Consider the following 20,268-nt stretch of genomic DNA (forward strand, 5'->3'; position numbering starts at 1 on the left):
CATTGTCGCGAATCTTATATTGACGCTGGGTCAAGAACCGCGGGCAAGCAATCAGGGGTTGAGGCGCTCGATCTCCCAGTTGGCCTGCGGTTTCTCGCGCCGCCAGCGGAAGCGGTCATGCAGGCGGAAAGCCCCGTCGGCCCAGAATTCGATCTCCAGCGGCACGATCCGGTAGCCGCCCCAGAAGGGCGGGCGGTCCGGGTTCGGGCCCTGCTGCGCAGTTACCTTGGCCAGCTCCGCCATCAGGGCACCGCGGCTCGAAAGCGGCCGCGACTGGCGCGAGGCCCAGGCGCCGAGGCGGCTTTTGAGGGAGCGCGAACGAAAATACTCATCCGCCAGCGGCCCGTCTTCGCGGCTCACCGTGCCGCGCACCCGGATCTGGCGGCGCAGGGATTTCCAATGCATCACGAAAGCCGCCTTGCCAGTCGCTTCCAGCTCCTGCGCCTTGGCGCTTTCGTAGTTGGTGAAGAAGACAAAAGCCTCCGCCTCGATCTCCTTCAAGAGCACCATACGGGTGTTCGGCAGACCACTGGCATCCACCGTCGCGAGGGCAATGGCGTTGGGATCACTGGGCTCACTCTTTTCCGCTTCCGCCAGCCAGCTGCGGGCGATGGCAAATGGGTCCTCGCCTGCGAAGATTCCGGAGCGGTCAGACATGGGGCACCTCCTGGCGGGCGGTTCACGGATCGGGACGGGCAATTCGGCCGCACGTTAGGCAGCTTCCGCGGCGGCTTCAAGGGCGTGTGCTCTTGATGCGCGGGGCGCGGCATACTAAAGGTCGCATAATTCACAGATCACAGGCGGAGAACCTGCATGTCTAGTCAACTGATGGCCGGGAAGCGCGGCCTCATCATGGGCCTGGCCAACGACAAATCCATCGCATGGGGCATTGCCAAGGCCTGCGCCGATGCGGGGGCCGAGCTGGCGTTTTCCTATCAGGGGGAGGCGCTGAAGAAGCGGGTCGGCCCGCTGGCGGCGCAGCTGGGCAGCGATATCGTGCTGCCCTGCGACGTGTCCGACGAAGCCTCGATCGATGCTTTGTTCGCGGGCCTTGAAGAGAAATGGGGCAAGCTGGACTTCGTGGTGCATGCGATCGGCTTCTCCGACAAGAACGAGCTGCGCGGCCGCTATGTCGACACCAGCCGGTCGAACTTTCAGATGACCATGGACATTTCGGTGTTCTCCTTCACCGCGGTTGCCAAACGTGCCGAGAAGCTGATGAGCGAAGGCGGCTCGATGCTGACCCTGACCTACTACGGCGCCGAGCAGGTGATGCCGCATTACAACGTGATGGGCGTGGCCAAGGCCGCACTGGAAGCCTCGGTCAAGTACCTGGCCGAGGACCTCGGCAAGGACGGCATCCGCGTCAACGCGATCTCCGCCGGGCCGATCAAGACGCTGGCCGCCTCCGGTATCGGCGATTTCCGCTACATCATGAAGTGGAACGAGTACAACTCGCCCCTGCGCCGCAACGTGACCACCGATGATGTCGGCAAGTCGGCGCTCTACCTGCTGTCCGATCTCAGCTCCGGCGTCACCGGCGAGAACCTGCACGTTGACGCGGGCTACCACGTGGTCGGCATGAAGGCGGTCGACGCCCCCGACATCGAAAAAGGCTGAGTCAGCCGCTGCGCCGGGCCAGTTCCCGGCGCAGCCCCTCCAGGCCGCGCTCCATCGCCCAGCGGTGATTGGCGGCAAAGGCGGGCCACAAGAGCGGCGCCAGCACCCGCAGGACCGGTTTGCCCACCGCCACGCGCCAATCGTACCGGATATTGGCGGTATCGCCGTCCTGAACAAGCTGCCATACCCCCTGCCCCTGAAGGTCGCCGCTGGCCCGGATTTTCCAGCCGTGCGGGCGGTTGGCCTCCGTCACCTCCCCGGTCCATCGCAGTGTGTAGGGCAGCCGGCCGCGGGTGTGGAACGCCACCCTGCGCCCGATCCCGTCTTCGCCGCCGGCATCCAGGATCCGGACGTCCAGATAGACATCGCCCCACCACTGCGGGAACCGGGTCACGTCGGCCAGGACCTCGGAGACATCCTCGATCCGCGCCGGAAGACTCCAGCAGGTTGTCAGCAAGCGGGGTTTCATGATGCAGACTCTAGCACACTTCCCTTTGTGTTGCCGTTCGAGTATGCCTGCGCAAAAACCATGGAGATCGTGATGACCGACCGCCTGCCGCATGAAAAGGGCTTTCACATCAGCTGGGACCAGATCCACCGCGACTCCCGCGCACTGGCCTGGCGCCTCGACGGGCAAGGCCCCGGAGACGGCACCTGGCGCGCGGTGGTGGCGATCACCCGCGGCGGCATGGCGCCGGCAATGATCGTCAGCCGCGAGTTGGGCATCCGCACCGTCGACACCATCTCGGTGCAATCCTATCACCACCAGGCGCAAGGCGAGGCCGAGGTGCTGAAAGCCCCCGACAAGGACCTTATGGGCGACGGCGAGGGTGTGCTGGTGGTCGACGATCTGGTCGATAGCGGCAAGACGCTGGACCTGGTGCGCAAGCTCTACCCCAAGGCGCATTTCGCCACCGTCTATGCCAAGCCGCAGGGCCGCCCGATGGTCGACACCTTCATCACCGAGGTGAGCCAGGACACCTGGATCTTCTTCCCCTGGGACATGGCGCTGCAATATGTGGAGCCCTACCGCGGCAAGGACTGAGGCAGCCGGTATTGCATACTCTCCAAGGCGTGCCCCCGCGGCGCGCCTTTTTTGCTGTGTGCACCCTCCCGCGCCCCGCGCCGCCTATTTCCCTTGAGCCGCCGCAAGGGCCGTGCCAGACAGGGCGGCGCAGGCGCGCAGGCGCCGCGTTGATTGACAGACAGGCGCCCAGGACCCTTTTCATGCCCCAAAGCCGCACCCAGGACACTTTCGTCTCCCCCATCGTTGAATCGCGCCGCTGGCTCGATGGCGCGGAATTCTCTGCCGAGCGCCCGCTGATCAACGTGAGCCAGGCCGCCCCTGCCGAAGCCCCGCCCGAAGGGCTGCGCCGGGCGATGGCGGAGGCCGCGCTGAACACGGTGGACGCGCACCTCTACGGGCCGGTGCTGGGCAACGCCGATCTTCGCGCAGCGCTGGCAAGTCAGATCTCCAGCCGCTACGGCGGCGAGGTTCTCCCGGCGCAGGTCGGCATCACCGCGGGCTGCAATCAGGCTTTTGCCGCGGCCATCTCCGCCCTTTGCAACGAGGGCGACGAGGTGATCATCCCGGTGCCCTGGTACTTCAATCACAAGATGTGGCTCGACATGACGGGCGTGAAAGCGGTGCCGCTGAAGGTGGACGGCGCCATGCTGCCGGACCCGGACGCCGCGGCGGCGCTGATCACCCCGCGCACCCGCGCCATCGTGCTGGTCACCCCGAACAACCCCTGTGGCGTCGAATACCCCGGCGGGCTGGTGCAGGCGTTCCACGACCTCGCCCGCAGCCGCGGCCTTACGCTCCTGGTGGACGAAACCTACCGCGACTTCGACAGCCGCGAAGGCGCTCCGCACGCGCTGTTCCAGCAGCCGGACTGGGACGAGACGCTGATCCACCTCTATTCCTTCTCCAAGGCCTACCGTCTGACCGGCCACCGGGTGGGCGCGGTCGTGGCCTCCGAGGCGCGAATGTTCGAAATGGAGAAGTTTCTCGACACCGTCACAATCTGCCCGGCCCAGTTGGGCCAGATCGGCGCGCGCTGGGGGATTGGAAACCTGCAGGACTGGCTGGCAGGCGAACGGCAGGAAATCCTCGACCGCCGCGCTGCGATCGAGGAGGGTTTCCCCGCACTTGCCGCGCTCGGCTGGAAGCTGCTCGGATGCGGCGCCTACTTTGCCTATGTGGAGCACCCCTTTGATGCCCCATCCGAGGAAATCGCCCGCCAACTGGTGCGCGAGGCGGCGGTGCTGATGCTGCCCGGCTCGATGTTCATGCCCGAGGACGACGCCGACGGCGCGCGCCAGTTCCGCATCGCCTTTGCCAATGTGGACCGCGCAGGCATCGCCGAGCTGTTCCGCCGCCTGGAAAACTTCCAGCCCTGAGCACAGAACCTGCCCGCCGCCGCATCTTGCCCCGCCGCGGGCAGGCGCGTATTCAGGCAGCAACACAGCCAGCGGCCGGGCGCCGCGGGCTCAGAACAAAAGAAGAGGGCATCATGGCCGCAGGCATGAAACAGCTATCCAAAACCTTCGTCTGGATCCTTATGGGGCTGCTTATTGCCGGTCTTGCCGGGTTCGGTGCGGTGAATTTCACCAGCTCCGCCTCCTCGGTGGCAGAGGTCGGCGACGAGGAAGTCAGCATCGGCGACTACGTGCGCGAGCTGCGCCGCGAGCAGCAGGCGCTGCAGGCGCAATCCGGGCAGGCGGTGACCATGGCGCAGCTGAGCGCCTTCGGCATCGACCGCGTGGTGCTGGGCCGTCTGGTGTCGCTCGCCGCGCTCGACCACGAAGCGCGGGCGCTTGGCCTGTCGATCGGCGATGAGAACCTGCTGGAGGAACTGGGCGCCATCCCGGCCTTCCAGGGCATCGACGGCGGCTTTGACCGCGACGCTTACCGCTTCGCGCTCGACAACGCCGGGCTGAGCGAAGCCGAGTTCGAAGCCGACCTGCGCCGCGAAGCCGCCCGCACCATCGTGCAGCGCGCGATCATGGCCGGGACCGAAATGCCCGCGACCCTTACCGATACGCTGACCGGCTACATCGGCGAACGCCGCAGCTTCTCCTACGTGCAGCTCAACGCCGAAGACATCGCGCTGACAGCTGAGGCGCCCTCCGGCGAGGACCTGAAAGCCTTCTACACGGCCAATCCGGACCAGTTCACCCTGCCGGAGACCAAGGTGCTGACCTACGCCGCGCTGCGCCTGGAAATGCTGGTGGACGAGATGGAGGTCAGCGACGACGCCCTGCGCGAGCTGTTCGAGGACCGCGCCGGCGAATACCAGCAACCCGAACGCCGCCTGGTCGAACGGCTGGTCTACGCAAACGAGGATGCCGCCGCCTCCGCCAAGGCCCAAATCGAGGCCGGCGGCGCCACCTTCGAAAGCCTGGTGACCGATCGCGGCCTGACGCTTGCCGACGTCGACATGGGCGATGTGACCGAAGACAGCCTCGGCGCGGCCGGCGCCGATGTCTTTGCCGCTGAAGTTGGCGGCGTCGCAGGCCCCCTGCCCTCCGACCTCGGCCCGGCGCTCTACCGTGTGAACGGCAAGCTTGACGCCCAGGTCACCAGTGTCGAGCAGGCCGAGCCCGAGCTGCGCGACGAACTGGCCTCCGGCCGCGCCCGCCGCCAGATCGAAGTGCAGGCCGAAACCATCGACGACCTGCTTGCAGGCGGCGCCACGCTGGAGGAGCTGGCGAATGAAACCGGCATGGAGCTGGGCCAGCTGAACTGGACCGGGGACAGCAGCGAGGGCATCGCCGCCTATGAAGGCTTTCGCACCGCCGCCGCCGCGATCACTGCCGAAGACTTTCCCGAAGCCGCCTTCCTCGACGATGGCAGCGTCTTCGCGCTGCGTCTCGACGAGGTGCTGCCGGAACGCCCCGAGCCCTTTGAAGAGGCACGCGAGAAAGTGCTGGAGGCCTGGCAGGCCGACCGCCTGAACACCGCCCTGCGCGAACAGGCCGAAGCCCTGCTTGCCGCCGCCAAGGACGCAGGCAGCTTCCCCGGGGACGCCGAGGTGCAGGAGGAAACCGGTCTCACCCGCACCGCCTATATCGAGAGCGTTCCGGCCGACCTGATGACCGAGGTCTTCGCGATGGAGAAAGGCGCCTTCGGCATGGTGCAGAACGAAACCTCCGCCGTCGTGGTGCAGCTTGACGACATCCTGCCTCCCGCCGAGAGCGACGACATGGAGATGCTGGCCGAGGCGCTTGGCACCCAGCTCGACCAGTCGCTGGCCCAGGCGCTGTTCCGCGCCTACGTCCAGGACGTCCAGACCCGCGCCGAACCGCAGATCGACCAGCAGGCGCTCAACGCGGCGCAGGCGAACTTCCAGTAAGCGAGGCGGCACCCGATGGCATTGACCCCCGATTTCGACACCTTTGCAAGGGCTTACGAGGCCGGCGAAAACCAGGTCGTCTACACCCGCCTGGCCGCGGACCTCGACACGCCAGTGTCCTTGATGCTGAAGCTGACCGGCGCCCAGAAAGATGCCTTCATGCTGGAGTCGGTGACCGGCGGCGAGGTGCGCGGGCGCTATTCGATCATCGGGATGAAGCCGGATCTTGTCTGGCGCTGCCACGGGGAGACCTCCGCGCTGAACCGCTCCGCGCGATTCGATGCGGAAGCCTTTGCCGCACAGGAGGGCAATCCGCTCGACAACCTGCGGGCGCTGATCGCCGAAAGCCGCATCGCCCTGCCCGAGGACCTTCCGCAGGCCGCGGCGGGCCTGTTCGGCTACCTCGGCTACGATATGATCCGCCTGGTCGAGCATTTGCCGGACGTGAACCCCGACCCGCTCGGCCTGCCGGATGCGCTGATGCTGCGGCCTTCGGTGATTGCGGTGCTCGATGGGGTCAAGGGCGAGGTCACCGTGGTCTCCCCCGCCTGGGCCGCCGGGGGCCAAAGCGCCAAGGCTGCTTACGCCCAGGCTGCAGAGCGGGTGATGGATGCGGTGCGCGACCTGGAACGCGCCATGCCCGCGGAAACCCGCGGCCTCGGCAACGCGGATGAGATCGCCCCGCCGCAGTCGAACTTCACCAAAGAGGGTTACATGGCCGCGGTGGAAAGGGCCAAGGATTACATCCGCGCAGGTGACATCTTCCAGGTGGTGCCGGCGCAGCGCTGGACCCAAGCTTTCCACCAGCCGCCCTTCGCGCTCTACCGCTCGCTCCGGCGCACCAACCCTTCGCCCTTCATGTTCTACTTCAACTTCGGCGGCTTCCAGGTGGTCGGCGCCAGCCCCGAAATCCTGGTCCGGGTCTTCGGCAAGGAGGTCACCATCCGCCCCATCGCCGGCACCCGCCCCCGCGGCGCCACACCGGAAGAGGACAAGGCGCTGGAAGCGGACCTGCTCGCCGACAAGAAGGAGCTGGCCGAGCACCTGATGCTGCTGGACCTGGGGCGCAACGACACCGGCCGGGTATCGAAAATCGGCACCGTGCGCCCGACCGAGAAGTTCATCATCGAACGCTACAGCCACGTTATGCACATCGTCTCCAACGTCGTGGGAGAGCTGGCCGGGGATAAGGATGCGCTCGATGCCTTCTTTGCCGGCATGCCCGCAGGCACCGTCTCCGGCGCCCCTAAGGTGCGCGCGATGGAGATCATCGACGAGCTGGAGCCGGAAAAGCGCGGCGTCTATGGCGGCGGCGTGGGCTATTTCTCGGCCGGCGGCGACATGGACATGTGCATCGCGCTCAGGACCGCCATCGTGAAGGACCAGTCGCTTTACATCCAGGCCGGCGGCGGCGTTGTCTATGACAGCGACCCCGAGGCCGAGTACATGGAAACTGTGCATAAATCCAACGCGATCCGCCGCGCCGCCGCCGATGCGGCCAGGTTCACCGGCAACGGCAACCGCTAACCCCGGCGCAAGCCGCGCCCGCCGCCGCTTTCTGGCCCAAAATACCCTCGCCGAAGGCACGGCGCCCCAAGGGGCGCCGTTCACACCGCTCGCACAGCGCGAGGCAAAGCCTATTTCTCCGGCAGTTGCGCCTCCAGCGCGGCCGAGACCGGCGCCAGTGCCACCCGGCTCGCGCGGTCCTGCAAGCCCCAGATCAGCAGCGCCGAAACCGTGCCGGGTTTCAACCGGCCCAGCATCATCACCGCCCCCTCCTGCCCGGCCCGGAAGGCCGCTTGATCCAGGAAGCGGCGGATCGCGCGCGGATCCTGGCCCGCGCCGTCGAAATCGCGGAACACCACGCCCGCGGGCACGCCGTCGCGCAACGCCAGCTTCTGCACGGTGTTGAGCCCGCTGTTCTGGGTCAGCAGCCCGTAGCCCGCCGAGGCGGCATACGCCGCCACCTGGTCGGCCAGCGGCCGGTTGCCCTGGATGCCGGTCTCCACCCCTTCCAGGATCGCTACGGCTTCGGGCAGGCGGGCGCGCCAGACCTCCAGCGCAACCTCCGCATCCTGCGGTGCGGCGCTGCGCGGCAGATCGGCGAGCATCAGGACCTCAAAGCCCGCCGCCCGGTGCATCGCCATCTTCTGCGCTGCCTGCGGGTCATCGGGATCGATCGCAATGCTCAAGGGATAGGGAAAATCCGCCAGCGCCTCCGCCCCCAGCGAGCCCGGCGTGTCGATCAGCACGATCGACATCAGCGGATGTCCTTGCGGATTGGCAAAGGGTTCGGAGAAATCGGCAAAGGGCGCCGTACTGGCCTCTGCCTGAGCGATCTTTCGTTCGGTCAGCGGCACCACGGGCGTGCCAATGTGCGCCGCCTCCGCAGCCCCGGACGCGGCGCCGTTCTGCGCGACCTTGGTGTCCGCCGCCTCCGGGTCCGCGTCAGGGGATGGCTCTGCGGCCTCGGGCAGGGCAGTCACCACGGGCAAGCGCGTGGCTTCCGGCGCGCTCCCGATTTGCGGCGCCAGGCGGTTGGCCGGGCCAATGGTGCCAAGGGGCGCCTCCGGACCCGCGCCGATGGCGGGCGCCTCAGCCGCGCCGCCTGCCTCGGCCGCGACTTCGGCCGCGGGCCGGGGAGCTTCCATGCTGCCTGGAGTGCCGCCGGTCTGGCCCGGGACTTGCTGCGCAGGAAACCGCGGCGCGACGGTCACCACGATTGGACCGCTGTCCGCCTGCGGCGCGGCAAGGCTTTCCGGCGTCACCGCCTCCGGACCGGCTGCTCCGGCGGCTGGTTGCGGGCCGGGCTCTGGCTCCGCCGCGGGAGAGTCCGCGCGGGCAGAGGGCCTGGACGCCGCGCCCACTTCCGGCTTTTGCGCAGGCGTGGTGTCCGCGCCCTCCAGCGCGCTCAGGTCATCGTGTGCCGCACCGCTCTCCGGCACCGTGGGCAGCGCCCCCGCCAGATCCGCATCCCGGCCCGGCGCATCTCCGGGCAGGCTGCCCGCGTCTTCCGCCGCCGGCGCGGGCGCGGCAGGCGGAGTCTCGGAGACCTGCCGAACGGTTTCCGGCAACGGCACCGACAGCGACCACATCGCCAGCCCGCCCGCGGCCAGAACAGCCCCGACACTCACGCCGCCCAGAAAATCCCGCATGCCTGTTCTGCCTCTCAATCTTTCTTGCCGGCCTTCCCGCCAACCTTCCCGTCCGCCTCTGCACCGGAGGCCGCCAGACTGCCCGCAGCCGCTCCGGTCAAACGCCCTTCCTGCCCTTGACGCTGCCGCGCTTCCCTGAGCATGTATGTTGCAGCCACTATACTGCGGCGCGGCCCCGGCCCGCCAGCCCTTAAAAGAGCCCGCCAAGATGCTGCTGCTGATCGACAACTACGATTCCTTCACCTACAACCTCGTGCATTACCTGGGCGAGCTGGGCGCGGAAATGGAAGTGCGCCGCAACGATGCAATCGACGTGCAGGAATCGATGGCGATGAAGCCCGCAGGCATCCTGCTGTCGCCCGGCCCGTGCGATCCGGATCAGGCGGGTATTTGCCTGGCGCTCACCGAAGCCGCGGCTGAAACCCGGACCCCGCTCTTGGGCGTCTGCCTCGGCCATCAGACCATCGGTCAGGCCTTCGGCGGCAAGGTGGTGCGCTGCCACGAGATCGTGCATGGCAAAATGGGCCAAATGCATCATAGGAACACTGGCGTATTCAAAGGTTTGCCGTCGCCTTTTGAAGCAACCCGCTACCATTCGCTGGTGGTGGAGCGCGAGAGCCTTCCGGAGTGCCTGGAAATCACCGCCGAGCTGGAAGACGGCACTATCATGGGGCTGCAGCACAAGGAGCTGCCGATCCACGGGGTGCAGTTCCACCCGGAGTCCATCGCCTCCGAGCACGGCCACGCGCTTTTGAAGAATTTCCTCGACAACATGAAGGTGCCCGCATGAGCGAACGCCTGAAACCGCTGATCGGCGCCGCGGCCGAGCGGCCGCTGACCCGTTCCGAGGCGGAAATGGCCTTTACCCTGCTGTTCGAAGGCGAGGCCACGCCGAGCCAGATCGGCGGGCTCCTGATGGCGCTGCGCACCCGCGGCGAGACGGTGGACGAATACGCCGCTGCCGCCTCGGTGATGCGCGCCAAATGCAACGCCGTGAAGGCCCCGGATGGCGCGATGGACATCGTCGGCACCGGCGGTGACGGCAAGAACACGCTGAACATCTCCACCGCCACCGCCTTTGTCACCGCGGGCGCGGGCGTGGTCGTCGCCAAACACGGCAACCGCAATCTCAGCTCCAAATCCGGCACCGCCGATCTGCAATCGCAGATGGGGATCAACGTCATGGTCGGCCCGGAAATCGTTGAAAAGGCAATCAATGAAGCCGGGATCGGATTCATGATGGCGCCCATGCACCATCCTGCCACCCGCCATGTGATGCCGACCCGGACCGAGCTTGGCACCCGCACCATCTTCAACATTCTCGGGCCCCTCACCAATCCTGCCGGCGTCAAGCGCCAGCTGACGGGCGCCTTCAGCCGTGACCTGATCCGGCCAATGGCGGAAACCCTGCGGACACTCGGCTCGGAACGGGCCTGGCTGGTGCATGGGTCCGACGGCACCGACGAGATGACGATCACCGGCGCCACCTGGGTTTCGGCGCTGGAGGAAGACGGCACGCTTCGCGAGCTGGAGATCCGCCCGGAGGACGCGGGCCTGCGAGCCCATCCTTTCGAGGCCATCGTCGGCGGCACGCCAGAGGAAAACGCCGCCGCCTTCCGCGCGCTGCTGGATGGAGCCGCGTCGGCTTATCGCGATGCGGTGCTGTTGAATACGGCCGCCGCGCTGCTGGTTGCGGGCCAGGCCGGCAGCCTCCCTGAAGGCGCCGAGATGGCGGCCCAGTCGATCGACAGCGGTGCCGCCAAAGCCAAGGTCGCGGCGCTGGCCCGGATCACCTCCGCGGCATGACGGATCTGCCCCCGGGGCTGGGCGGCTGGTCCCGCCTGCCCTTTTTCACCACCCATTGGCCCGCCATCGCCGCCGCGCTGGAAGCGGAAGAACGCACCGTAGTGCCGCCCGAGGCGCATCGTTTCGCCGCGCTGCAACTGACCCCGCCGGAGACCACACGGCTGGTGATCCTCGGCCAGGACCCCTATCCGACACCCGGCCATGCCCATGGGCTGGCGTTCTCGGCCGAGCCGGACGTGCGCCCGCTGCCGCGCTCCTTGTCCAACATATTCAAGGAGCTCGAGGATGATCTAGGCATCCGCCGCGCCACTGGCGACCTGCGCGGATGGGCCCGCCAGGGCGTGCTGCTCCTCAACACTTCCCTCACCGCCCCGGCCGGGGCTGCCAATGGCCACAAGCATCTCGGCTGGCACCATCTGGCGCATCAGGTGCTGGAAGCGACCTCTGCCTGCCCCACCGCTTACATTCTCTGGGGCAATGCAGCGCAGAGGCTTGAATCCCATATCAAACCGGGCGAACACTTGGTCCTGAAGAGCGCCCATCCCTCGCCGCTCTCGGCGCGGCGCGGCTTCTTCGGGTCAAAGCCATTTTCGCAAGTGAATAATTGGCTCGCCGCACGCGGCGGCGCCGAGATAGACTGGAACGCATGAACGGAGCCGCTGCTATGACGGAAAACGTGCTCGACAAGATCAAAGCCTACAAGCTCGAGGAAGTGGCCGCAGACAAGGCTGCCAAGCCGATCGGGGAATTGGAGGCCGAAGCCCAGAACGCACCGCCCGTGCGCGGCTTTGCCAAGGCTTTGATGCAGGCCAGCCGCGATGGCTACGGGCTGATCGCAGAGGTCAAGAAAGCCAGCCCCTCTAAGGGGCTGATCCGCGCCGATTTCAACCCGGCGGAGCTTGCCAAGGCATATGAAAGCGGCGGTGCTGCCTGCCTCTCGGTGCTGACCGACACGCCCAGTTTCCAGGGCGCCAAGGAGTATCTTGTGGAGGCGCGCGAAGCCTGCAGCCTGCCGGTGCTGCGCAAGGATTTTATGTATGACCCCTACCAGGTCGCCGAAGCCCGCGCGCTTGGCGCCGACTGCATCCTGATCATCCTCGCCTCGGTCTCGGACGAACAGGCGGCGGAGCTGGAGCAGTCCGCCTTCGATTGGGGTATGGACGTGCTGCTGGAAGTGCATGACGAGGCCGAGCTGGAACGCGCCTGCGCCCTGAAATCGCCGCTGATGGGCATCAACAACCGCAACCTCAAGACCTTCGAGACCACGCTGGACACCACCCGCACCCTGTCCCGCCTGGTGCCCGCGGACCGCACCATTGTCTGCGAAAGCGGCCTGTCGCGCCCCGAAGATCTGGCCGACATGGCGCGTTACGGCGCCCGCAGCTTCCTGATCGGCGAAAGCCTGATGCGGCAGGAGGACGTGGCCGCCGCCACCCGCGCGCTGCTGGCGAGCCCCCTGACCCCCGGTGCAATGTAGGGAGAACCCGCGATGAGCCTTACCCATTTCGACGCCAAGGGCGATGCCCATATGGTCGATGTTTCGGACAAGCCGGTCACCGCCCGGATTGCGACCGCCGAGGGACACATCAGCATGGCGCCGGAAACCTTTGAAATCATTTCAGAAGGCCGCGCCAAGAAGGGTGATGTTCTGGCCGTGGCGCGGCTTGCGGGCATCATGGGCGCGAAGAAGACGCCCGAGCTGATCCCGCTCTGCCACCCTCTGCCGGTCACCAAGGTCGCCGTCGAGCTGACGCTGGATCCCGGCCTGCCCGGCATCCGCATCGAAGCCACGGTCAAGACCACCGGCCAGACCGGTGTCGAGATGGAAGCGCTCACCGCGGTCTCCACCGCCGCGCTCACCGTTTATGACATGGCCAAGGCGGCCGACAAGGCGATGCAGATCGGCGGCATCCGCGTCATTCTGAAGGACGGCGGAAAATCAGGACGTTACGAGGCCTAGATGATCTCCGTCAGCGACGCCCTCAGCCAGCTTCTCTCCCTGGTCTCCCGGCTGGAGAGCGAAGACATTCCCCTGGAGGAAGCCGCGGGCCGGGCGCTGGCCCGCGATGTGCAGGCGACCCGCGACCAGCCGCCCTTCGCGTCCTCCGCGATGGACGGCTATGCCGTGCGGGCAGACGAAGCCGAGCAGCACGCGATGTTCAAGGTGATCGGCGAGGCGGCGGCGGGACATGGCTTTGCGGGCCACGTCGGCGCGGGCCAGGCCGTGCGCATCTTCACCGGAGCCCCGGTGCCGGAGGGGGCGGGCCAGGTGGTGATCCAGGAGGATGTGACCCGCAGCGGCGGTCTCATCACCCTCACCAACCCGCCCGGCCCCGGCACCCACATCCGCCCGCGCGGCGGAGATTTCTCCGCAGGCGATACCGTCCCGGCGCCGCGGCGGCTAACGCCCGCGGATATTGCCCTGCTGGCCGCCATGAACATCGCCAGCGTCCCGGTGACCCGCCGTCCCGAGGTCGCACTGATCTCCACCGGGGACGAGCTGGTGATGCCGGGCGGCAACCCCGGACCGGACCAGATCATCGCCTCCAACACCTTCGGTCTCAAGACCCTGCTCGCGGACCTCGGCGCCCGCGCCCGCATCCTGCCGATTGCCCGCGACACCGAACCCGCGCTGCGCGCCGCCTTTGCGCTGGCCGAGGGTGCGGATCTAGTGGTGACCATCGGCGGCGCCTCGGTCGGCGATCACGATCTGGTCGGCAAGGTGGCGCAGGACATCGGCATGGAGCGGTCGTTCTACAAGGTCGCCATGCGCCCGGGCAAACCTTTGATGGCGGGCCGCCTCTCGGGCGCAGCGATGGTGGGGCTGCCGGGCAATCCGGTCTCCGCCATGGTCTGCGGCCATATCTTCCTCGCGCCGATGATCCGCACCATGCTCGGCCTGCCCGCCGTGGAGGCGCCGCTGACAGCCCCGCTCGCGGCGCCGCTTGGCCCCAACGGCCCGCGCGCGCATTACATGCGGGCGAAGCTGGACGCGGACGGGCTGACTGCCTTCGATAATCAGGATAGTTCGCTGCTGACGGTGCTGGCGGCCGCGCAGGCGCTGCTGATCCGGCCGCCAAACGACGGGCCGCGTCAGACAGGTGAACCGATGCAATACATCCCGCTGTGAAGCCCCTTCACCTTTGCAGAAATACTCGCGCCGCAGGCACGCGCCGGCGGCGCGTTGCGCCTTCTCCACAACTACGAGCCGACCTGTTGACACAAAACGGGAACATGCGTAGAACAAAAAGAAACACCTGATAAGGCGCGGAGGCACCGAGAATGCTCACCAAGAAGCAACTGGATTTGCTGGAATTCATCCACGGGCGGCTGCAGCGCAACGGGGTGCCGCCCAGCTTTGACGAGATGAAGGTGGCGCTCGACCTCAGGTCGAAATCCGGCATTCACCGGCTCATCACGGCGCTTGAGGAACGCGGCTTCATCCGCCGCCTCGCCCACCGCGCCCGCGCGATCGAGATCATCCGCCTGCCCGAAAGCCTCGGTGGCCCGGCAGAGGCGCAGGGCTTCGCGCCCCGGGTGATCGAGGGCGGACAAGGCGCGGCGGCGCCTGCGCCGGCACCCTCGTCCAGCCCTGCCGCGGTGGAGCTGCCGGTGATGGGCCGCATCGCCGCCGGTGTCCCGATCGAGGCGATCAGCCAGGTCTCGCATCAGGTCGCGGTTCCAGGCGCCATGCTGTCCTCCAGCGGCCAGCATTATGCGCTGGAAGTGCGCGGCGACTCGATGATCGAGGCGGGTATCAACGACGGCGATATCGTGGTGATCCGCGAAGCCAGCACCGCCGACAATGGCGACATTGTCGTGGCCCTTGTCGAAGGGCAGGAGGCGACGCTGAAACGCTACCACCGCGAAGGCCGCATGATCGCGCTGGAGGCCGCCAACCCGGCCTATGAAACCCGCCGCTACTCGGCTGACAAAGTCGAAGTGCAGGGGCGGCTGGTGGGCCTGATCCGCAGCTACTGAACCTCCGGGCGGGCCGCCCGGCGCCAGACCGGGGGCAGGCGTTCCGGCCGGCCGTCCCGGTCCGGCGCCGTCCAGAGCCGGGAGCCGCTCACTTCCCGCGCGGTCTGCAGCTTGCCCTCCGCACTTATCGCGATACTTCCGGTCTGGCGCAGGACCTCCGGCGTCAGCAGCAGGCAGCCCTGCTGCGGCTGCGCCAGGTCCGGGGCGACCGTAGACACCAGGATGTCGCCCGCGCCGCAGGGTCCTGCCGCCGCCAATTTGCGTTTCCCCGGCGCGTGCACCAGCCGGCCCCGCGGGCCGTGCCAGACCGCCGGGCCGCTGCCAAGCGCCTGCCAGCGCCCGGCCGCATCTGACTGAGAGGCGAAGTCGCCGTCATTCTCCAGCCAGATGCCTGCGGTGAACCCCTGCCCTTTGGCGCGCGACAACGCACGGCCGTCGGCCTGCATCACCCCGACCAGCCCGCCGGACTCGGCGATCAGCAGGAAGGGCCGCTCGGCCTGCTGCCAGAGCCAAAGCGCCGCCGCCACCGGCACAAGCCCCGCAAGCCGAAGGCGCCCCTGCCAAATCGCCAACAGCAAAAGCCCCGCCGCCAGCAGCGGCAGCACCAGCGGGCCGGGTGCCGTCACCGGCGACAACGCGCCCTCCAGCCCCGATACCGCCCTGGCCACCGTCAGGATCCACTCCAGCCCCCAGCGCATCGCCGTGAGCGCCGCGCCTTCCAGCCCAAAGGGCAGCAAGCAGGCCGCCAGCACCGCAGCCGGGATCACTACCGTGCCCATCACCGGCACCGCCAGCACATTGGCGAGCAGCCCGTAGTGCGGCAGCGTGTTGAAATGCGCGGCCGAAAACGGCGCCGTCGCCAGCCCCGCCACGGCGGAAGAGATCACCAGCGCCGCCACCGGGCGCAGCCAGCGCGGGCCCAGTCCAATCTCCGCCTCGCGCAGCCAGCCAAAGACCGCAACCAGCGCAGTAGTGGCGGCAAAGCTCATCTGGAAACCGGGGCTGAGCAGGCTTTCCGGGCGCCGCAGGAGCACGATCACCGCTGCCACCGCCACCGCCCTGAGCGTGATCGCGCGGCGGTTCAGCAGTACTGCGGAAAACATCACCGCCACCATGACAAAGGCTCTCTCTGTCGCGACATTGCCGCCCGAGAGAGCCAGGTACCCCGCCGCCGCAGCAAGCGCCGCAACCGCTGCAATTTTCTTGCCTGGCACACGCAGCGCAAGCGGCGGCACCAGCGCCAGCGCCACTCGCAGCGCAGCAAAGACAAAGCCGGTGAGCAGCCCCATGTGCAGGCCCGAGATCGCCAGCAGATGCGCGAGATTGCTGTGCCGCAGCGCCTCCAGCACCTGGTCCGGCACACCGCTGCGCACCCCCGTCGTGAGCGCCGCGGCAAAACCGCCGGCCTCGCCCGGGATGCGGGCCTGCAGCGCGGCCGCCATGCGGTGGCGCAGCCGCTCCACCGCCAGCGCATCGCCCGCAGGCTCCGCCAGCAGCACCGGCGCCCGCGTGTAGCCAAGGCCGCCGAGTTCGAGGAACCAAGCATGGCGGCGGAAGTCGAAGCCGCCGGGTTCGGCCGGACCCTGCGGCGGCAGCAGATGCGACGTGGTCATTACCCGCGCGCCGGGCGCGGGCTGCCGGTCCGGGGCCATCAGCGAGATCCGCACCCGGGCGGGCGTGCGCCGCGGCGGCAGATCACCCAGCCGCACCTGATCCAGTGTCATGCGAAGCGCGCCGGTCTGAGAGCGGTCGAGCGCCACCACCCGCCCCTCGACCGGACCGTAGTAGCGGAAATCCAGCGCCGGTGCCGCAACCAGATGGGCGCGCGCCCCGCCTAGGCAGAAGCCGGCCGCGAGCAGTGCCGGCGCCCAGGCCAGGAAGGCCAGTGCCCGGTCACAGAGCGCGACACCGGAGCAGAGAATGAAAACGACAGCCGCGGCAGCAAATTCGGCTGCGCCGGGTTCGATTTTCAGGCTAAAGTAGAGGCCGGTCCCCGCCCCAAGCCACACCGGCACCCAAGGGAGCAGATATCCCCGTTGCCGTTGCAATATATCCACGATGGCTGCGCTTTGCCGCATGCTTGCCCCCCGCCTTCTGGCCCGGTAGACAGACGCAACTCTAGGCCTCACACGGTTTCCAAAAGGTAAATCCCCCCTCATGACCAAACCGGTTGTCACCCGTTTCGCCCCCTCTCCCACCGGCTTTCTGCATATCGGCGGCGCCCGCACCGCACTGTTCAACTGGCTGTTTGCCCGCGGACGCGGCGGCAAGTTCCTGCTCAGGATCGAAGACACCGACCGCGAGCGCTCCACCCCGGAGGCAACCGCCGCTATTCTGCAGGGCATGGAGTGGCTGGGGCTGGATCATGACGGCGAAGTGATCAGCCAGTTCGCGCGTGCTGACCGCCACGCCGAAGTGGCACAGCAGCTGCTGGCCGAAGGCAAGGCCTACAAATGCTTTGCCACCCAGGAAGAAATCGCCGCGTTTCGCGAGCAGGCCAAGGCCGAGGGCAAATCCACCCTCTACCGCTCGCCCTGGCGCGACGCCGATCCGGCAAACCACCCGGACGCGCCTTACGTGATCCGCATCAAGGCCCCGCAGGACGGCGCCACGGTGATCCGGGACGAAGTGCAGGGTGATGTGACGATCCGCAACGACCAGCTCGACGACATGATCCTGCTGCGCTCGGACGGGACGCCGGTCTACATGCTGGCGGTTGTGGTGGACGATCACGACATGGGCGTAACCCACGTGATCCGCGGCGACGACCACCTCAACAACGCCGCCCGGCAGATGATGATCTATGAGGCGATGGGCTGGGACGTACCGGTCTGGGCGCATATCCCGCTGATCCACGGGCCGGACGGCAAGAAGCTCAGCAAGCGCCACGGCGCTTTGGGGGCGCAGGAATATCAGGCGATGGGCTACCCGGCGGCAGGGATGCGAAATTACCTGGCGCGCCTGGGCTGGAGCCACGGCGATGACGAATTTTTCACGGACGCCCAGGCCAGGGAGTGGTTCGGCCTCGATGGCATCGGCAAAAGCCCGGCCCGTTTCGATACCAAGAAGCTGGAAAACCTCTGCGGCCAGCACATCGCCATCAGCGATGACGCCGCATTGCGGCATGAGATCGAGGCTTATCTCGTAGCTGCCGGGGAACCGCCGCTGAGTGACGTACAGTCAGACGGGCTGGAACGGGCCATGCCCTGCCTCAAGGACCGTGCCCGCACCTTTCCGGAACTGCTTGAAAAAGCCCACTTTGTTTTGACCTCACGGCCTATTGAACGGGATCAGAAAGCAGAAAAGGCGCTGACATCTGTATCCGATGGTATACTGAGAGAATTGACGCCGCAGTTGCAAAATGCTAGCTGGGTCCGTGACGATCTGGAGGTGCTTCTGAACGATTTTGCGGAAGCGCATGATACCAAGTTCGGCAAACTGGCGGGGCCCTTGCGGGCCGTGCTCGCGGGCCGCGCGGTAACGCCTTCGGTGTTCGACATGATGCTGGTTCTGGGCCGCGAGGAAACGCTGGCCCGGCTCGCTGACGCAACGGGCTGACCTGGCGTTAACGTTCGGGTAAGCCTGCTCCGATATGACCACGCCTGCGCGCAGCCGCGCAGGTGCTGCCCCGCATGCAAGAGACCGGACCGGCCGCTTGCATGCCTGTAAGAGGAAGGGACACCCATGACCGAGACCAAGAAATCTGCCACGCTCAGCCTTGATGGCAAGACTTACGAGCTGCCCATTTTTTCGCCGACGGCCGGGCCCGATGTCCTCGACATCCGCAAGCTCTATGCGCAGGCAGGTGTCTTCACCTATGACCCGGGCTTCACCTCGACCGCCAGCTGCGACAGCACCATCACCTATATCGATGGCGATGCCGGCCACCTGCTGCACCGCGGCTACCCGATTGACCAGCTTGCGGCCAAGTCGCACTACCTCGAGGTCTGCTATCTGCTGCTTTATGGTGAACTGCCGACCGCGGCCCAGCTCGAGGATTTCGAGACCCGGGTGACCCGCCACACCATGGTGCACGAACAGATGCACAACTTCTTCCGCGGCTTCCGCCGCGACGCGCATCCGATGGCGACGCTGGTGGGTGTGGTCGGCGCGATGTCGGCCTTCTACCATGACTCGCTGGACGTGAACGACCCCTGGCAGCGTGAGGTCGCCGCGATCCGCCTGATCGCCAAGGTGCCGACGATTGCCGCGATGGCCTACAAGTATTCGATCGGCCAGCCCTTCGTTTATCCGCGCAACGATCTGGATTACGCCTCGAACTTCCTGCACATGTGCTTCAGCGTGCCGGCGGAGGAATACCACGTGAGCCCGATCGTGGCCCGTGCAATGGACCGGATTCTCACTCTGCACGCCGACCACGAGCAGAACGCGTCGACCTCGACCGTGCGGCTCGCGTCCTCCTCCGGTGCCAATCCCTTCGCCTGCATCGCGGCCGGCATCGCCTGCCTCTGGGGCCCCGCGCACGGCGGCGCCAACCAAGCCTGCCTGGAGATGCTGAAAGAAATCGGCACCGTCGACCGCATTCCCGAGTTCATCGCCCGCGCCAAGGACAAGAACGACCCGTTCCGCCTGATGGGCTTTGGCCACCGGGTCTACAAGAATTTCGACCCGCGCGCGACGGTGATGAAACAGTCCGCCGACGAGGTGCTGGACCTCATGGGCATCGAGGACAACCCGATCCTGCAGGTCGCCAAGGAGCTTGAGAAGCAGGCGCTGGAGGATCCGTATTTCGCCGAGAAGAAGCTGTTCCCGAACGTCGACTTCTACTCCGGCATCATCCTGGAGGCGATGGGCTTCCCGACCTCGATGTTCACCCCGATCTTCGCGGTCAGCCGCACCATCGGCTGGATCTCGCAGTGGAAGGAAATGATTGCCGATCCGCAGAACAAAATCGGCCGCCCGCGCCAGCTCTACCTGGGCGAGAACCTGCGCGACTACGTGGACATCGAAAACCGCTGATCGCGGCCGTCCTGCGAAACACGAGCGCCCCGCATTTGCGGGGCGTTTTTTTTGCGACGGTTCCATCCCGGTCCGCCGCATATATGTCTGGTACATGTTGCCCGCAGCGCAGGACCGGGCCGGAAGACCGCCGCACATTGTCGGCACTGCAGATGCGCACAGCGTCCGGCTTGCCGCCCGGCGCCGGGTTCAGGGTCCGCTGCATCTGCCCGCTCCGGATTCGCGCACCCTCTTTGCCGCCGCATTTGCGCGGCTATTCCCGCGCGAGCAACGATACCGGCAAAACCACGGCAACTGTTTTGGGGAACATGCACAAACTTGACGTGAAGTTGACGAGCGCTACACAACCTTTTAGTAAAATATTAAAC

18 protein-coding genes are annotated in these 20,268 nt (G+C 66.9%); 14 read left to right on the forward strand and 4 right to left on the reverse strand.

Annotated elements, in window-relative coordinates:
- Positions 1-51 precede the first annotated feature (51 nt).
- Positions 52-657 carry a pyridoxamine 5'-phosphate oxidase gene (pdxH, locus tag ACOHX0_RS15430; RefSeq protein WP_420677937.1) on the reverse strand — a complete coding sequence of 202 codons (606 nt, stop codon included), beginning with the start codon at positions 655-657 and terminating at the stop codon, positions 52-54.
- A 156-nt stretch (positions 658-813) separates the two neighbouring features.
- On the opposite strand from pdxH, the gene fabI reads away from it, so the two are divergent.
- The gene (gene fabI, locus ACOHX0_RS15435) at positions 814-1,620 is read left to right on the forward strand and encodes an enoyl-ACP reductase FabI (RefSeq protein ID WP_420677939.1); all 807 of its coding nucleotides are present in this window, start codon (positions 814-816) and stop codon (positions 1,618-1,620) included.
- 1 nt (position 1,621) lies between these two features.
- Here fabI and ACOHX0_RS15440 read toward each other — a convergent pair whose 3' ends face one another.
- On the reverse strand, positions 1,622-2,089 hold the full coding sequence (locus ACOHX0_RS15440; protein WP_420677940.1) for an SRPBCC family protein: 468 nt from the start codon (positions 2,087-2,089) through the stop codon (positions 1,622-1,624).
- Positions 2,090-2,161: 72 nt separating this feature from the next.
- Between ACOHX0_RS15440 and gpt the strand changes: the two genes are divergently transcribed.
- From gpt to trpE, 4 genes are all read left to right on the forward strand, one after another.
- Positions 2,162-2,665 (forward strand): xanthine phosphoribosyltransferase, encoded by a 504-nt coding sequence (gpt, locus tag ACOHX0_RS15445; protein ID WP_420677941.1) that lies wholly within the window; start codon positions 2,162-2,164, stop codon positions 2,663-2,665.
- A 182-nt stretch (positions 2,666-2,847) separates the two neighbouring features.
- Positions 2,848-4,023, forward strand: coding sequence for an aminotransferase (locus ACOHX0_RS15450; protein ID WP_420677943.1), 1,176 nt, complete (start codon positions 2,848-2,850; stop codon positions 4,021-4,023).
- Between the two features lie 113 nt (positions 4,024-4,136).
- Positions 4,137-5,978, forward strand: coding sequence for a peptidylprolyl isomerase (locus ACOHX0_RS15455; RefSeq protein ID WP_420677944.1), 1,842 nt, complete (start codon positions 4,137-4,139; stop codon positions 5,976-5,978).
- Positions 5,979-5,993: 15 nt separating this feature from the next.
- Entirely contained in the window at positions 5,994-7,505 is a 1,512-nt protein-coding gene (gene trpE, locus ACOHX0_RS15460) for an anthranilate synthase component I (RefSeq protein WP_420677946.1), read from the forward strand.
- Positions 7,506-7,615: 110 nt separating this feature from the next.
- Here the strand turns inward: trpE and ACOHX0_RS15465 are convergent, their stop codons facing one another.
- On the reverse strand, positions 7,616-9,133 hold the full coding sequence (locus ACOHX0_RS15465; protein WP_420677947.1) for a divergent polysaccharide deacetylase family protein: 1,518 nt from the start codon (positions 9,131-9,133) through the stop codon (positions 7,616-7,618).
- A gap of 208 nt (positions 9,134-9,341) precedes the next feature.
- Here ACOHX0_RS15465 and ACOHX0_RS15470 point away from each other — a divergent pair, with 208 nt between their 5' ends.
- The 7 genes from ACOHX0_RS15470 to lexA all read left to right on the forward strand — a co-directional run bounded on the left by ACOHX0_RS15470 (position 9,342) and on the right by lexA (position 14,920).
- Positions 9,342-9,923, forward strand: coding sequence for an anthranilate synthase component II (locus tag ACOHX0_RS15470; RefSeq protein WP_420677948.1), 582 nt, complete (start codon positions 9,342-9,344; stop codon positions 9,921-9,923).
- Positions 9,920-10,939, forward strand: coding sequence for an anthranilate phosphoribosyltransferase (gene trpD / locus ACOHX0_RS15475; protein WP_420677949.1), 1,020 nt, complete (start codon positions 9,920-9,922; stop codon positions 10,937-10,939). The genes ACOHX0_RS15470 and trpD overlap by 4 nt, the downstream gene beginning before the upstream one ends.
- Positions 10,936-11,589: a uracil-DNA glycosylase gene (locus ACOHX0_RS15480; RefSeq protein ID WP_420677951.1), complete on the forward strand. Its 654-nt coding sequence runs from the start codon at positions 10,936-10,938 to the stop codon at positions 11,587-11,589. Before trpD ends, ACOHX0_RS15480 begins: the two co-directional genes overlap by 4 nt.
- 14 nt (positions 11,590-11,603) lie before the next feature.
- The gene (trpC, locus tag ACOHX0_RS15485; RefSeq protein WP_420677953.1) at positions 11,604-12,416 is read left to right on the forward strand and encodes an indole-3-glycerol phosphate synthase TrpC; all 813 of its coding nucleotides are present in this window, start codon (positions 11,604-11,606) and stop codon (positions 12,414-12,416) included.
- A gap of 12 nt (positions 12,417-12,428) precedes the next feature.
- Entirely contained in the window at positions 12,429-12,899 is a 471-nt protein-coding gene (gene moaC, locus ACOHX0_RS15490) for a cyclic pyranopterin monophosphate synthase MoaC (protein ID WP_420677955.1), read from the forward strand.
- Positions 12,900-14,069, forward strand: a complete 1,170-nt coding sequence (locus ACOHX0_RS15495; protein ID WP_420677956.1) for a molybdopterin molybdotransferase MoeA — start codon at positions 12,900-12,902, stop codon at positions 14,067-14,069.
- Positions 14,070-14,221: 152 nt separating this feature from the next.
- Positions 14,222-14,920 carry a transcriptional repressor LexA gene (gene lexA, locus ACOHX0_RS15500; RefSeq protein WP_420677957.1) on the forward strand — a complete coding sequence of 233 codons (699 nt, stop codon included), beginning with the start codon at positions 14,222-14,224 and terminating at the stop codon, positions 14,918-14,920.
- Here lexA and ACOHX0_RS15505 read toward each other — a convergent pair.
- Complete coding sequence (locus tag ACOHX0_RS15505; RefSeq protein ID WP_420677959.1) at positions 14,914-16,998, reverse strand: ComEC/Rec2 family competence protein; 2,085 nt, start codon at positions 16,996-16,998, stop codon at positions 14,914-14,916. The two genes, lexA and ACOHX0_RS15505, sit on opposite strands and share 7 nt — an antisense overlap.
- Positions 16,999-17,077: 79 nt before the next feature.
- Here ACOHX0_RS15505 and gltX point away from each other — a divergent pair, with 79 nt between their 5' ends.
- Positions 17,078-18,478, forward strand: a complete 1,401-nt coding sequence (gene gltX / locus ACOHX0_RS15510; RefSeq protein ID WP_420677960.1) for a glutamate--tRNA ligase — start codon at positions 17,078-17,080, stop codon at positions 18,476-18,478.
- Between the two features lie 126 nt (positions 18,479-18,604).
- Positions 18,605-19,900 carry a citrate synthase gene (locus ACOHX0_RS15515; protein ID WP_420677961.1) on the forward strand — a complete coding sequence of 432 codons (1,296 nt, stop codon included), beginning with the start codon at positions 18,605-18,607 and terminating at the stop codon, positions 19,898-19,900.
- Positions 19,901-20,268: the final 368 nt, after the last annotated feature.

The organism is Cribrihabitans pelagius, assembly GCF_048820915.1.
Lineage (GTDB): Bacteria > Pseudomonadota > Alphaproteobacteria > Rhodobacterales > Rhodobacteraceae > Cribrihabitans_A > Cribrihabitans_A pelagius.